Consider the following 15,534-nt stretch of genomic DNA (forward strand, 5'->3'; position numbering starts at 1 on the left):
GAAACTGCAATTACGTTTAACGTGATTTTTTGTCTTCGTTTTACTTTTTCTTCATCGATACCTTTAATCTCGCCGTGTAGTCGCCAGCCTAATGTTCCCGCACTAACCACTTCAATCGTGCTGTCCAATCCCCAACCTATCAGAGCCGAACTATTTGCCGTAAATCCAGCAATAAGCGAGACCGCAACTTCAATAACATCGTAGATGACGTTCCAAATCTGTAAGGTTCTTGCTACTTTTAAGTTTTTCTTTCTTTTTTCTTTCATTCCATTTTAATCATCGTCACCAAGTTCCCCTTTTTTCATCTCTCCCATAAGGTAATAGGCATTATTAAAGGCAAAATGAGTATTTGGGTCTGGGGTTTCAAAAAAACGTATGGCTATCCAGTCACCATCCTTCTCGCCCGTAGTGACTTCTACTGGTATAAAACTCCAAGTGTTGCCTTCCCTTTGCGCTTTAAACACATAGTCCCTACCACCTTCTGTAATAATGGCACTTTCTGGTAATGCGGTTTCAGCGGTTTCATCGTTATCAACTTCAATCCTACCTTTAATGTACATTCCTGGGATAAGACCACCACCTTTGTTCTCAATTTCTGCGTGTACGTGCACCGCTTTGGGATCTTGCTCGAAGGTTTTTCCTACTGAATAAATTTCGGCAACGAGTTCCGTTCCTGGTCTTGATTGAACGCTAAATCGTACTTGTTGACCTTTTTTTACCCTATCAACATCTTTTTCGAAAACCATTAAATCTGCGTGTACGTGGTCTGTATCTACTATTTCCATTAGGTTGGTCTGTGGCTCCACATATTGTCCAGTTTTTATAAAAACTTTTTCTACAACCCCTGCAATGGGACTGCGCAATGCAACACGCTGGTAGATAGTGCCATTGCGCACGCCATTCACATTGATGTTGTACTGTCGCAATTGTGCTTCCAGCCCGTTTACCATTGCGGTAGATGACTGATAGTCTGCCGTTGCCTTTTGGAAATTCATACCAGATGCCACACCAGCTTCATAAAGCCTTTTTTGACGTTCGTATTCTTGTTTTAAAAACCGACTGTTGCTGTGTGCATTTAAGTAATCGCTCTGTATCTGTATGATGCTGGGATGTGAGAGATAGGCAACCGCTTGATTTTTTTTCACTTCATCACCTTCTATTACTTCTATGGATGCCACATTTGCTCCTGTTATGGCGGTAATGGATGCTTCGTTTTGGGGTGGTACTTCCAGCGTGCCATTTGCTTCTACATAACCGCTCATATAACGTTGTGAGAGCGTGTCAATTTCCATCTGTAAGGCTTCAAACTGCTGTGCCGTGAGCATTACTTCCTTAGCTTCGCCTTCCATATTATCTTCTTCATCTTCCCCTTCAGAGTGATTTTCTTCTGTTTCAGAATGGGTGGCTTCATCGTGGCCATCTTCAGTTTTTGACTCGCCACAGCTGAATAATGTCAATGCCATAAGCATTGTGGTAATCGGTATATATTTTAATTTTTTCATCTTTTTTTAGTTTTGGAAATATTGTAGTTTAAACAAGGCTTCTAAATAATTATCGAGTGCGTCCAGTGCATCCATTTCGGTCTGTATGGCATCACGTATAATTTGCGTGAATGCTGCATAATCAAGCGCACCTTCTTTGTAGGCGAGCAATGCGCCTTTGCGCTGGTCTATGGCAAGTGGCAGAGCTTCGGTTTTATAGAAAAACCAAGTATCTCGCCATCGTGTATAATTTTGCTGTGCTTGTGTATATTGGGATTGCAGCTCGCGTTGTTTGAATGCGGCATTGGTTTCTGCAATCTGTGCATCCAGTTTAGCAGCTTTTGCGCGGCTGCGGTCTGGGCCAGAAAACAGCGGTATGGAAATCCCTGCCTGATAGGTGTAGAAACCACTATCGCCATTTACACGTTGCAGGCCACCTTGCAGATTAAACTGGGGCAGTAAGCTTGCCCTTGCTGCATCATAGCTTGCTTGTGCTTCGTCTATACGCTTTCGCGAAAGCGATAACTCGGGATGTTCATCCAATGTATCATCAGTCTCTAACACCGAAATTTCGGTAGCTTCAAATTCATCAGCTACGGTGTACATCGTATCTGGTGTCAACCAAAGATTGAGTTTTTGTAATGCGATTAAATAATCTGTTTCTGCCTGCTGAAACCTGTTGGTTATCTGTAACGCTTGATTGCGCGCAGCAGCATATTCCAGTCTCGAAATGGCTTCGACTTCAAAATTGAGTTCTACAGATTGTGCAAATTGACCATAAATGCTGTCCAGTTCTCGATAAAGAACAAATTTCTTCTTTGCCTGAAAAGCTTCTGACCAGGCTTTTTTGACTTCCAGTTCTATCTGGATTTCAGATAGGTCAAAAGCTGTTTCGGCTAACTGGATGCGTTGTTGTTGCAAGCGTTTTTTGGCACCTATTCCCAATAGATCAATATTTTGTTGACCGATACCTATCAAGGTATAAATGCCCTGACCATCTGCCACTTCTTCGCCACCTGTAAATACTTTAGTATTACCGAAGTCATAGGCATTGCCCGTGAGTGCGCTCTGTCTTTCTATTTCGAGTTGGCTCGTCTTGAGTGCTGGATAATTCTCTTTGGCAATTTCTACAGCCCGAGATAAGGTAATGGGTGTAATGCTATCCTGAACAATGAGGTCTGGCACAGGTGCTTGTGTTTGTTGCGCTTTCGCCAAAGCGGTACCACCTAACATAAAACCAAGTATTAAAATCGTGGTCAATGCTTGCGGATTAAACGAACCAATCTTGTTCTGGTCTTTGCGCTCACGTCGCTTTTCTATAAAGATATAGAGTACAGGAAGTACTATCAACGTGAGTAGGGTGGCCGTAAGCATCCCACCAATAACTACCGTAGCGAGCGGTTGTTGCACCTCTGCACCGGCTGATGTGGAAAATGCCATAGGTAAAAACCCAAAAATATCTGTGGTAGCCGTGAGCATAATGGGGCGAATACGTTCTTTAGTCCCTTGAAATATTCTATCCTTTATGCTTGTAACACCTTCTTCCTTTAAAGAATTAAATCGGTTAATAAGTACCAGCCCGTTAAGAACTGCGACACCAAATAGCACAATAAATCCTACACCTGCCGAAATACTAAATGGCATATCTCGAAGCCATAAAGCAAACACACCACCAATGGCCGCCAAGGGTATCGCGATGTAAATCATTAGCGATTGTGAAAAGGATTTTAAGGCAAAGTATAACAGTACAAATATCAAGAACAGGGCGATGGGCACAACAATTGTTAAACGATCCTTAGCGCTTTGTAGGTTTTCAAACTCTCCACCATAGGTAATATAATATCCTGATGGCAAGTCCAGTTCTTCATCTAACTTTTGTTGTATATCTTTTACAACAGACTCCACATCTCTGCCTCGTGCATTTACACCTACATAGGTTCTTCTATACGTATTGTCACGTGAGATTTGCATAGGTCCAGGCACGTATTCAATCTCTGCTATTTCAATAATGGGTACCTGGCTTCCATCCTTAAGATCGATGTACATCGTGCGCAGGTCATCAATACTTTTTCTATGGCTTTCATCAAATCGTACCACCAGATCAAATCGTTTCTCGCCTTCAAAAATGACGCCAGCGGTACCACCTGCAAAAGCAGTACTTATGTAATCATTTACTTTTTGAATATCCAGTCCATATTGCGCCATTTTATCTCGTCTGAACTTTACGGTCATTTGTGGTAGTCCAGCTGTACGTTCTGCACTCACATCGCCCGCGCCAGGAACGGTCTTTATAATAGCTGCCATTTCCTGAACCTTGTCTGATAACACCTCTAAATCTTCGCCATATAGCTTTACTGCAATATCCTCTCTTACGCCTTCTAAAAGCTCATTAAATCTTAATTCGACCGGTTGGGTAAATGATAAATTAACCCCGACGAGTTCATCATCCAGTTTATCCCTTATGGCTTCAATCAAACCTTCTTTAGTAGAAGCAGTTGTCCACTCGTCCATATCCTTATTGAGAATGATGTACATATCTGCAATATCCATAGGCATAGGATCTGTAGGTATATCTGCCACACCTATACGTGCTGTTACCGTTTTAATTTCAGGAAAATTTTCTAATAGGATAGTTTCTATTTTCTTTGAAACTTCAATGGATTCTGTGAGCGAGCTTCCTGGTCTTATAAACGCCTGCATTGCTATATCTCCTTCATCGAGCTGCGGCACAAATTCTCCACCCATATTAGAAAATATAAAACCAGCAATAATAAGTAGAACAGCAGAAGATGATAACACGATAAGCTTAAGCCGCAGTGCACCTTTTAATAATGGCTTATAAGCACTATGTATAGCACCAATAATTTTATCACTTATCTTTTCAAGCCAACGCTCAAATTTGCCAAACCAGCTTTTGGTGTTTTGAACTGGTTTCATAAAAAGCGCAGACATCATTGGGACATAGGTAAGACACAGAATAATTGCACCTATCATAGCAAAACCAAAGGTGTATGCCATCGGTTTGAACATTTTACCTTCTACACCTGTAAGGAAAAGTATAGGTGTAAAAACTATAAGGATAATGATCTGCCCGAAAAAAGCAGAACCCATCATCGTGGTTCCGGCATCATAGGCTACTTTATCCATTACGCCTTGATTGAATTTTAGCTTTCCAGACCTAATCCGTTTTTGGATCTCATACACCGTTCCTTCTATAATAATCACGGCACCATCTATAATAATCCCAAAGTCTATAGCTCCCAAGCTCATTAAGTTTGCCCATACATTAAATTGCTTCATTAATATAAAGGCAAAAAGCAAGGACAACGGTATGGTCGTGGCCGTTATGATGCCACCTCTTAAACTACCCAACAATAAAACAAGGGCAAATATCACGATTAGGGCGCCTTCCAGTAAATTGGTTTTAACGGTATCGGTCGTTCTGGCAATTAGCTCACTACGATCAATGATAGGGGCGATAGTGAGACCTTCTGGCAGGGATTTTTCAATTTCTGCCATACGATTCTTAACATTTTGAATAACCGCATTAGGGTTTGAACCTTTTAGCATCATTATTATTCCTCCCACGGCTTCCTTACCGTCTTGCGTAAAAGCACCATAACGTACCTGATTCCCAAAATGGACGCGTGTTGCAACATCTCCAATAGTTACGGGAATGTTGCCCTCGTTAATAATCGAAATATCTTTAATGTCTTCCAAAGAGCGAATAAGACCTTCACCTCTTATGAAATTTGACATTTTATTTTTTTCTATGTAAGCACCGCCTGTATTCACATTGTTCCGAGCGAGAGCCTCATACACTTGTGAAATACTAATACCCAAACTATTCAACTTATCTGGGTTGACAGCGACCTCGTACTGTTTAATACTGCCTCCATAAGAGTTGACCTCTACCACGCCTTCCAGTAATGTGAGTTGTCGTTTGATAACCCAATCTTGCACGGTGCGCAGTTCCATAGGCGAATACTTGTTTTCAAAACCCTCCTCTGGCTTTATAGTGTATTCATAGATTTGACCTAAACCAGTAGAGATGGGACCCATAGATGGACTTCCAAATTTTTCAGGGATAGATTCGCCCAGTTCGTTTAGTTTTTCCTGTACCAGCTGTCGAGGAAGATAGGTTCCCATATCGTCTTCAAAAACGATAGTAACTACGGAAAGGCCAAAGCGTGAGATAGATCTTATTTCTGTAACGCCTGGTAAATTACCCATAGATAGTTCTACGGGATAGGTTACGAACTGTTCAATATCTTCCGTTCCCAGATTGGGCGATTGCGTGATGACCTGCACCTGATTATTGGTAATATCTGGGACAGACCCAAGGTTTACTGTTGCCATTGACCAAATGCCAACTCCTATAAGAGTCAACGTGAACAGACCAATGATGAATTTGTTATTGATTGAAAAATCAATGATTCTGTTAATCATAGATTAATGTATTAATTCAGTTAAAAAACGAGTTTGCGTTTTCGCGTAGCAAAAACATAGTTGAGCATTCCCATTAGGAAAACTTCAAAAAAGGATATAGTTATCTTATGAAAACTGAATTATGCCCGAGGTGGCTGAAAAAGGGAATGGGGAATATCTTTGCCAAGGTCATCGAAATGGGCAAAGAATTCTTGAGGAATAGCAGGCTGTAGCGGTTGAAATGCAACAAGCCCAAAATTTATCGTGTGAACGTGACAACAATGGCATTGACAGAAAGGCGAGCATAACTCACAGTCTTGGTCGTGGTCGCCATCAATATCGATTACTGTAACTACTTGGGTATCATCAGCTCTATTTGCCGCATCGCTACAAGGCACTACATTGAGTGCCAAGAAATAAAACGATAAAATGATTGCTACAACTTTCACAATGCAAAGATAAAAATATTTTGGTGCAACTGTGTTGCAAAATGGTAAGGCAGAAAAAATCCAGTTTGAGGTACTGGACAAACCTATATTAACTTTATGCCATAGCATAGACTTCATCAAACAGCTTTTTATCTAACCGTTCTTGTTGGCCGAAGCTTTTCTTCAAAACGTTATGAAGTACTGAATTGAATGCATTGTAACCTAACCACAGATTTGGTTCTTCATTCAGTAGCAAGGCTTCGTAGTTCAAGATTTCTATGACCTCACGAGACTTTTTTGAAGGGTCGCTATTCTTGTCGCTACATTCATATCTGAACAATTTCGTTCTGTCAAGAATCGCTTTCACAAATTCTTGTGTGTCGATGATTTTAAATTCCTTCATCTTGTCGAATTTCTTGGTAATGGTGTAGAATTCGTTGTCCAGAAATTTATCGAAAAGATTGTTCAACCTCGGCATAATTAAGTGCGTATTGTTCTTACTGTGCTTTATGGAAAACTCGATTTCAGCCTGTGAAACGTGCAGACCATTTGAGCACACTTCTCTATAAAACCCAAAGTGACCAGAGGTCTTTTCACTTCCGTCATACGAGTTTTTGAACCGAAGCATCGGAAGTATCAAATCTTTATCGTTCTTGACAGTAAACTGGCTTTTGTCATCGATAATAAAGTCAGTAATGAACGACCTATCATTCTTGTTTATGGTGCGTTTGTGGAAATTCAGTTGTGCATCGGTTAACATCTCCTCGGCTTTCTTGAAGAACAGTTGGTTTGGAATATGGCCATAACTGTTCGAGACCACATTGACGATTTTGCCATTTGAAATAATGGCATTTTCAAGCCCTCTTCGAGATTCCATCTGTGTCAGACTTTTTAAGGATTTCATTTCTGATGGAACAAAGATTTCATCCTGTTGCAAATTTTGTAAATACATAGTTTTTGAATTTTAGTTAAACAATATTTGAGCAGTACCCAAACGGAAGCTAAAATCTCAGCTCAAAAGGAAACGGAATAAATAAGCGTAGGGTGTTGCGTGGGCTTTATGCCGTAGTCTTTTGATGGGTGTATTTTACGAGTTTACCTTTGCGCTAACTATTGATTGATAACCCCTTCCTTATGAACCCAACTTTCAAAACACTATCATAAAAAAGAAAAAGGGCCAGCACGAATGCCGACCCTTCTCCAAACAACAAAAGCTAATCGTTGAGTTCCTTAATTTGCTTTTCAAGAACTGTGATACGCTCTTTCAAACGTGCTTCACGCTTGTCTCGTTTTTCGGCATATTCCTTTTCTATGCCGGCAATCTTGGATTTGTAATATCCTTGCATTGCGCTGTAGAATGAAATGTTTGTCAGATTATTGACGTGATTGCTTTCGCCAAAATGAACTTGTTTCGTGAGCATATACCGTATCAGCTTATGGAAGATTTCCTTTTTGAATTTCTTCTTGAAATTCTCGACCATTTCAACTTTGGTCATCTTTAAAGTGTCGCCCAAGAACTTTGAGAAATACTTTTGTTGGCTCATATAGTCCACATTGTTCTCAAATAGCGATATCGAGAATGCCACCATTTCATCTGTTGAAAGTGTTTTCTTTGTATCAACGTATTTCGTTTCACGAATCATCTGAACCACTTCTTCAAACTGCTTGTTATTCTCAATTTGCTTCTTACGGATTTCCCTTTCGTTAATTTTTACGATTTGTTCTTCAGGCGTACAATCTGCCATTTTTCTGTTCGCCAATGGTGCCGAATATTCCGTAGAATCGTTCTTTGATTTTTCAACAATCTTTACAAAAATTTCCTTGTGCTGGAATGAATCGGGATGGAACACAATACCGTTTTTAAATCCTTCTTCTTTTGCTGAACTGAATTTTTCCAATGCTTCTTTATAATTTTGCATTGCTTCATCCAATTCTGCCTTTAATTCATCTTCAGAATAATCGTAATGTTGATATTCTTTCTGAATAGCTTCGATTGTTGGCTCAATCGGATTCTCTATAATTTCAACATCGTCCAGTAAATAAACTTTCAATCCGTTCTTTACCAATTGGGATATAATGAGCTTATTGTTTTCGTCATCTGCCCAATACTGTCGTATTTCAGGAATTAGAAGGATATTCTCTTTCTTGGATTTTTCAATCAGGTTCAAGAGCGATTTGCTTTTCTTCGTTTCAAAACAGGCTGCTTTCGTACAGACCATCTTTCCTTCGCCGAACAGATTGCCTTGATTTGCGGCATTGAAAGGACATTCAACACAAGACCCAGCTTTTGGGACCAATTTTTTATCGGCTACATCAAAAGATGCTTTTTCCAAATAGTATGTCTGGTCTTTAATCATCCTGTTTATCTGATGTGCATTAAAATCCTCGCCCATCGTTTCCAACATCATCTGTTGCTCTTCCGGTTCAAAAAGTGCCACGCCTACGCCCAAGGAAATGGTCATTTCGCCATTGCGTACAAAATGCTTGAAACCATCAATTAATCCGGCCAGTTTCAAACGCTGTCTGATGAAGTTATCCGTTCTACCCAATCGCTTCGCAATTTCGGTAGGTGAATACTTCTCACTTAGGTAAGCAATCGCATCGGCTTCTTCGGTCGGTTCAACATCCTGTCTTTGCAGGTTTTCGATGATTTGAACTTCCAGAACATCATTGTTCTCATAAGTTCTTACGATACAGGGTACGGTCTTTTTTCCTGCAAGCTTGCTCGCACGATATCGGCGTTCGCCCATCACGATGATATAATGGCCATTTAGTTGCCTTACCGTGATTGGCTGCAACACACCGTGCTTTTCGATACTCTCAGAAAGCTGCTGCAAGGCATCATCATTAAAAGTTTTTCTGGGCTGTTCAAGGTCAGGCTTGATTTTACCCAATGGTAAGTTCTGAATTTGAAGTACTTCGGATTTCTTTCCGTTTACTTCTTTCTTGGCAGTAGATTTCGCTCTACTGCGCTTCATTTTGGTACTCGCTTTTGTTGTCATAATACTCAAATTTTTGATTAAACAATATTTGAGCAGAAACCAAACGGAAGATAAAATCTTGGCTCAAAAGGAAACGGAATAAATGAGTAGGGGAAGAAGCGTTGGCTTTATGCCGTAGTCTTTTGATGGAAGTATTTTACGAGTTTACCTTGCGTGTATATTGTATGATAATAAACTTCACCCTAAAGTATGCTCAATTCTAACTTTTATTCGTTGAAGAATGTAGATGTTTAAATACAAGAATTTGTCCCATATTTATGCTTTTTTTGGGACAAGAGTAAAGTAACTGAAAGAGAATGTTTTTTGAATAGAATGATAAAAAAACGCTAGACTTTATTGAAATAAAGAGTTTTTCATAGCACTTAATGTCAAAAAATTAAAAAGCATATCATTTTATATTAGCACAAAAAAAAAGCAAAATGTTGTACCTATGTTGTACCTGCCCTATTTTTAGCCACTATTTTCAAATGAAAAAAGCCGAAGATTTCTCTTCGGCTTTTGTGCGGGCGGGGAGACTCGAACTCCCACACCTCGCGGCATCAGATCCTAAGTCTGACGTGTCTACCAATTCCACCACGCCCGCATTTTAATATTTTAACACTTTTTATTTGGTTTAATCCTAAGTCTAGCGTGTCTACCAATTCCACCACGCCCGCATTATTTTCTTAACAGAACTTAGGACTCTCTGCTAAGCGGTTGCAAATATAAACAAAGATTACAATATTCAAAGAAAGATTATTATAAAAATTTCTTTTTTTATCTTGGAGTTCTTATCTTGAGCAATCTTTTAAAAAAACAGCGAAAATGAATAGGAGTAAAGCATACGTAGAAGAAAATAAGCAAAGGTTTATAGAAGAATTAGTTCAAATTCTTAAAATACCATCGGTTAGTGCAGATCCTGCCTTTAAAGATGATGTGATAAAAACGGCAGAAGTAATTAAAGAAAGTCTAAAAAGTGCCGGCTGTACACTTACTGAAATTTGTGAAACTCCAGGTTACCCTGTGGTGTATGGAGAGCGTATCATAGACGAATCTTTGCCTACTATTTTAGTATATGGACATTATGATGTTCAACCTGCTGATCCTATTGAGCTTTGGGATAACCCTCCTTTTGAGCCGGTAATAAAGAAAACTGAAATTCATCCTGAAGGAGCAATTTTTGCTCGTGGAGCCTGTGATGACAAGGGACAAATGTATATGCACGTAAAAGCTTTAGAGTATATGGTGCAAAATGATGACTTGCCTTGTAATGTAAAGTTTATGATTGAAGGAGAAGAAGAAGTAGGAAGTGAGAACTTAGGATGGTTTATAGAAAGAAATCAAGAAAAGCTTAAAAACGATGTGATTTTAATTTCCGACACAGGGATGATCGCTAAAGATGTCCCATCTATAACCACAGGTTTACGAGGCTTAAGTTATGTAGAAGTAGAAGTTACAGGTCCTAACAGAGATTTACATTCTGGGTTGTACGGAGGTGCTGTGGCGAACCCTATCAATGTATTGAGTAAAATGATAGCCTCTCTTACCGATGAGAATAACCATATCACCATTCCAGGATTTTATGATAAGGTTGAAGAATTATCTAAGGAAGAGCGCGCTAAGATGGGGGAAGCTCCGTTTAATTTAGAGAAGTACAAAGAAGCATTAGACTTAAATGATGTCTATGGAGAAAAAGGATACGTAACAAATGAAAGAAACTCTATTCGTCCTACCTTAGATGTTAATGGAATATGGGGTGGTTATATAGGTGAAGGAGCTAAAACCGTAATACCAAGTAAAGCTTACGCAAAAATTTCTATGCGTTTAGTTCCTAATCAAGATTGGAAAGAAATCACACAGTTATTCAAAACTCACTTTGAAAATATCGCTCCAAGCGGAGTTACGGTAGAGGTAAAACCTCATCATGGAGGTCAAGGTTATGTAACTCCAATTAAAGGGATCGAGTATCAAGCTGCTAACGATGCCTATAAAGAAGTCTTTGGTAAAGATCCAATTCCGCAAAGAAGTGGTGGGAGTATTCCTATTGTTTCTATGTTTGAAAAAGAATTAGGGAGTAAAACTATTTTAATGGGGTTTGGGTTAGATAGTGATGCCATTCACTCTCCTAATGAGAATTTTGGAGTTTGGAATTATCTTAAGGGAATTGAAACCATTCCTTTTTTCTACAAGCATTTTACAAAATTGAAACAAGAAGAAAGTAAATAAGATTTTAATCTTAAAATTTATATAACCGAATGTAGAAATACGTTCGGTTTTTTATTTTTGCAATTCCTAAAAGGAAAAGAGTTTATGAATAAGTTTTTTTACATTCTTTTTATCTTAGTAAACACGTCTTTACTGCAAATAGGTATTAATGATAACCAAGAAGAAATTTTAGGAGATCACCAAGAAATTGAGTTAGAGTTAGAAGAAAATAAACTTGAAATATTACTATTTCTAAGTTTAGATAAATTTGACTTTTTTCAGGAAGAAATTAGATTAACTCACCAAAACACTTATCGTCTTTCATTATTACGTAGTATATATTTACCTCCTCTTTTGGCACCCCCAAGACACTCTCTTTTATTTGTATAGTTGAAAGGAAAAAATAGTAGATAAAAATAGAATGATGTTAAAGAAATTATTAGGAGTATTTTTTTGCTTGTTTTTTATGCAGGCAGTCGCACAAGAAAAAAAAACAGGAGCTTGGTATATGTATTTTTATAAAACCCAATTTAAAGAAAGCAACTGGGGGATTCAAGGAGATGTACAATATAGAAATTGGAATTTAGGCGGAGATTTGGAGCAATTACTACTAAGATCTGGAGTAACATATAAAGTTCCCGAAACACCTCTTATGCTTACTTTAGGTTACGCACATATTACCTCTGGAGTTATTGGAGATAGCGATGATACCAGTATGGAGAGTCGTATATATCAAGAAGCTTTGATACCTCAAAAAATAAGTGAACGTTTTTTACTTACTCACCGTTTTAGATATGAACAACGTTGGGTAGAAAATCAAGATTTTAGGACTCGTTATAGATATAATTTATTTTTAAATGTTCCTTTGTCAAAACCTACGATGACTAATAATACCCTGTATTTAGCATTGTATAACGAATTATTTATTAATGGACAACGAGATATTGGTGACGGTAGAAAAGTTGAAATTTTCGATAGAAACAGAACCTACTTAGGTTTGGGTTATGCACTTAATGATAAGATGAAATTTCAATTGGCTTGGATGAATCAAAATGTGAATACTCAAAATAAAGGGCAGCTACAATTAAGCTTTCATCACCAATTTTAAAATAAGAAACCTCGATTAGACAATATTTCTAATCGAGGTGTTTATATTGTTATTGTTTCCGCTTGACGGAAAAATAATTTCTACATTTTCTTCACAAACTTAGTAAGAATAACAATTTGCTGTCCTTCTACTTTTCCTTCAATATGTTCTTCATTATCATGTACTAAAGATACTCTTCGCACTGCAGTACCTCTTTTAGCCACCAAACTAGAACCTTTTACAGGCAAATCTTTAATAAGCACCACATTATCACCAGCCTCAATAATTACACCGTTACTATCTCGGTGAACAAGTCCTTTTGGCGTATCGTCTTCTCCAATCCCGGTCGATTTTGCCCATTCTAGAGTGCTATCTTCTACATACATCATATCCAACAAATCTTGAGGCCAACCTTCATTCTTAAGAGAAGTTAGCATACGCCAAGCCACTACTTGTACAGCAGGAGTAGTACTCCACATACTGTCGTTTAAGCATCGCCAATGGTTAGGTTCTACTTTTTCAGGATCTTGTAGTTGTTCAAAACAAGTTTCACATGTAAGAATTGCAGTATCTAAGGTAGCGGTACTTACGGGAGGAACTTCATATATTTCTAAGTTATCTTTACTTCCGCAGAGTTCACATTTAGAGTCTGCGCGTTGCATTAAATCTTGGTCTAAGCTCATAATTTATTTAAAAAAGTAAAGGTAATAGAATTTAGAGTTTTCTTGCATTTAGTATTATTTTTTATTCGTGTATAAGCTTATTTTAAAAAATTAAACCCTACATTTTATTAAATTATTACCTTTATCTTCGTAAAAACATACCCATTATAAACGGGTATAAAGATTTAATTGTATGACTATATCTCCACGCTTCTTTTCAATAATTTTATGTATAGGCATTTTTTTTAGCACTTATAGTTTCGCTTCCGCGGAAGCAAAAACTACTAGAAACAAAGTAGAGGAGAGCCTTAAGAATGATAAAATTGTAATTAGAATTACAGATGAAGGATTAGTATATTTAAACGATAAGGAAGTTGCTTTAAATTTTTTAGCTGAAAAAATTATAGAACTACAGCAAACTTTAGCAACCGATTCACCTGACGCATACACAGCCACCATTATTGTGATGGAAGGAGCTTCGCAAGAATTAATTGATAAGGTTAAAAAGCAGATTAAAAAAACAAAAATAAATATTATCAATCTTCAAAAGATAAGAGAGATCGCTCAAGAAACTAGTGTGATTTCTGAAACTAAAATAGCAGTATATGATAGCTTGGTTCGTTCTTGGAAGTCAATGCCAGAAAGTGAAAGAAACTTAAAAGCTAAAGACCTTAATTTGGTAGAGTTTATTTATAATAATATGAGTTTTGAGCAGCGAATTAATGCTGAAAAGTTGCCAGATTTTTTACCCTTTGTAACCGAAACTGTTTTTCAAAAAGATATTACTAAGCAATTACTAGATAAATGGAGCTTTTCTAATAATTATCAAATAGTTATTGACGATGTAAAGGTGAAAAATGATACGTTAAAAACAATTTCTCCTGTTCTTTTTAAACGTTATTATGAAACTAAACTAGAAAAAGATACAATTCCTGAATTTCAAATAAACCTATATACCAAGAGTTATTATCGTCAAGATTAGATTTAAAAAGTTTTATTCTTCCTTTTTTTCTTCTTGTCTCTCTTTTTTGCGTTCTTCTCTTCGTTGTTTTCTAGCCTCTTTTTTGCTCTCTTTTTTATCTTCTTGAAAAGCATCTTTGTATTCTATATTATCATCTACGTTCCCTGTGAAGGCTTGTATCCAAGCATTTTTAAAGATGTTTAAAACCGTCGGAAATACTTTTGACCCCACTTGATTAAGATCTCCTTCAATAGGCACTTTTGTAGCAACAGTATCCGTTCCTTGATTTTTTAAGATGAATTTGAACACTCCTACAAAGCCTTCCCAAAGCGTTTCTAAAAAACCGTCTTCCTTTCCTATAAGTTTAGTATTGGTTAGAAGAGGTTTTACATAACCTTTAAGGTAACCATCTGCTATAGCAATTTCAGTAAAAACGCCTACGCTACCACTTTCAAAATCGAGACCTGCATAAAAATTAGTAAGATCATTAAGTGCTGTTGCGTCAGCTTCTTTCAGCGAAAGTGAAATATCCATATCAGGGATTTCTTTAATAAGATTAATTTTTCCGTCAAGGTTTAGTTTACCATTTCCAATACTTGTTCCGGTTGCTGTAATGGGAGAGGGGAGAACTTTGTTTTCTTGTTTTACGTTTCTTAGGTTTTTTGCACTTAACCTTAAGTCGTTAATAAATAAATCTATATTGGGATTGGCCTGTAACTGAACAAAAGCAAGTTTGCCGTTATAAACTTGAAAGTTGTTAATATCTAGCGGAACAATATCGGTTAAGGCTTTGGTCCAATCTTCTACATCAGGTTCTCCTTCTGTTGGTGTTTTTTCTTGATCTTCAAATACATAAATCACTTCTGGACTGTGCATCTCAATTTCGCTGACAATTTTTCCTTTGAGAAGAGCTCTCCATTCTATAGAAATATTGGTTTCTGGGAAGTTGAGAAAAGGAACTTCACTTTGAGCAGTTTTTTTGTTGAGGTAAAGTCCGTTTAATTGATAAGCACCACGCCATAGAGAAATATCGACATCTTTAACTTGACCATAATAACCTGGAATATCTGCTAACACATCATTCATATAATTCTTCACCAATGTGGGTAGATAAATTCTAAAAGCAATGAGCAGTACAATAATAGTTATGGGCAAAATGTACCTTTTCTTTTTATATTTTTTTCTTTTTTGTGCTTTACTCATAGCTCTGCTTTTAAGCTAAATTCTATGTTTTTGAGAAAAATTAGAGTTAACGAACTCACAAAAAAATACAACTTGTTAGCGACGTTAAACGTTTATAA

The 15,534-nt window shown here is 37.5% G+C and carries 11 protein-coding genes, 1 tRNA gene and 1 pseudogene; 4 read left to right on the forward strand and 9 right to left on the reverse strand.

Annotation, left to right across the window (positions count from 1 at the left end; translation table 11 throughout):
* The 7 genes and pseudogenes from FT986_RS07920 to FT986_RS07950 form a co-directional block, all read right to left on the reverse strand.
* Nucleotides 1–266, reverse strand: a pseudogene (locus FT986_RS07920) (hypothetical protein); the annotation flags it as partial.
* Between the two features lie 6 nt (nt 267–272).
* On the reverse strand, nt 273–1,502 hold the full coding sequence (locus FT986_RS07925; RefSeq protein ID WP_072316425.1) for an efflux RND transporter periplasmic adaptor subunit: 1,230 nt from the start codon (nt 1,500–1,502) through the stop codon (nt 273–275).
* 6 nt (nt 1,503–1,508) lie between these two features.
* Nucleotides 1,509–5,930 carry a CusA/CzcA family heavy metal efflux RND transporter gene (locus tag FT986_RS07930; protein ID WP_127139842.1) on the reverse strand — a complete coding sequence of 1,474 codons (4,422 nt, stop codon included), beginning with the start codon at nt 5,928–5,930 and terminating at the stop codon, nt 1,509–1,511.
* Nucleotides 5,931–6,049: 119 nt separating this feature from the next.
* The gene (locus FT986_RS07935) at nt 6,050–6,475 is read right to left on the reverse strand and encodes a DUF6660 family protein (protein ID WP_083564804.1); all 426 of its coding nucleotides are present in this window, start codon (nt 6,473–6,475) and stop codon (nt 6,050–6,052) included.
* On the reverse strand, nt 6,453–7,289 hold the full coding sequence (locus FT986_RS07940; protein ID WP_114492889.1) for a DUF932 domain-containing protein: 837 nt from the start codon (nt 7,287–7,289) through the stop codon (nt 6,453–6,455). Before FT986_RS07940 ends, FT986_RS07935 begins: the two co-directional genes overlap by 23 nt.
* Nucleotides 7,290–7,551: 262 nt before the next feature.
* Nucleotides 7,552–9,339 carry a ParB/RepB/Spo0J family partition protein gene (locus tag FT986_RS07945; protein ID WP_147864617.1) on the reverse strand — a complete coding sequence of 596 codons (1,788 nt, stop codon included), beginning with the start codon at nt 9,337–9,339 and terminating at the stop codon, nt 7,552–7,554.
* 501 nt (nt 9,340–9,840) lie between these two features.
* Nucleotides 9,841–9,922: transfer RNA gene (locus tag FT986_RS07950), tRNA-Leu, on the reverse strand.
* A gap of 221 nt (nt 9,923–10,143) precedes the next feature.
* Between FT986_RS07950 and FT986_RS07955 the strand changes: the two genes are divergently transcribed.
* From FT986_RS07955 to FT986_RS07965, 3 genes are all read left to right on the forward strand, one after another.
* The gene (locus tag FT986_RS07955) at nt 10,144–11,544 is read left to right on the forward strand and encodes a dipeptidase (protein ID WP_147864618.1); all 1,401 of its coding nucleotides are present in this window, start codon (nt 10,144–10,146) and stop codon (nt 11,542–11,544) included.
* A gap of 84 nt (nt 11,545–11,628) precedes the next feature.
* A complete protein-coding gene (locus FT986_RS07960) occupies nt 11,629–11,913 on the forward strand; it encodes a hypothetical protein (RefSeq protein WP_147864619.1) in 285 nt (94 codons plus the stop codon).
* A 34-nt stretch (nt 11,914–11,947) separates the two neighbouring features.
* Nucleotides 11,948–12,631, forward strand: a complete 684-nt coding sequence (locus FT986_RS07965; RefSeq protein WP_255505936.1) for a DUF2490 domain-containing protein — start codon at nt 11,948–11,950, stop codon at nt 12,629–12,631.
* 80 nt (nt 12,632–12,711) lie between these two features.
* Here the strand turns inward: FT986_RS07965 and FT986_RS07970 are convergent, their stop codons facing one another.
* Nucleotides 12,712–13,293, reverse strand: a complete 582-nt coding sequence (locus FT986_RS07970; RefSeq protein WP_147864621.1) for an alkylphosphonate utilization protein — start codon at nt 13,291–13,293, stop codon at nt 12,712–12,714.
* A gap of 172 nt (nt 13,294–13,465) precedes the next feature.
* On the opposite strand from FT986_RS07970, the gene FT986_RS07975 reads away from it, so the two are divergent.
* Nucleotides 13,466–14,254, forward strand: a complete 789-nt coding sequence (locus tag FT986_RS07975) for a hypothetical protein (protein ID WP_147864622.1) — start codon at nt 13,466–13,468, stop codon at nt 14,252–14,254.
* Between the two features lie 12 nt (nt 14,255–14,266).
* Here the strand turns inward: FT986_RS07975 and FT986_RS07980 are convergent, their stop codons facing one another.
* Nucleotides 14,267–15,436 carry a DUF748 domain-containing protein gene (locus FT986_RS07980; RefSeq protein WP_147864623.1) on the reverse strand — a complete coding sequence of 390 codons (1,170 nt, stop codon included), beginning with the start codon at nt 15,434–15,436 and terminating at the stop codon, nt 14,267–14,269.
* Nucleotides 15,437–15,534 lie beyond the last annotated feature (98 nt).

Origin of the sequence: Mesonia sp. K4-1, from assembly GCF_008017825.1 — a bacterium.
GTDB lineage: Bacteria > Bacteroidota > Bacteroidia > Flavobacteriales > Flavobacteriaceae > Mesonia.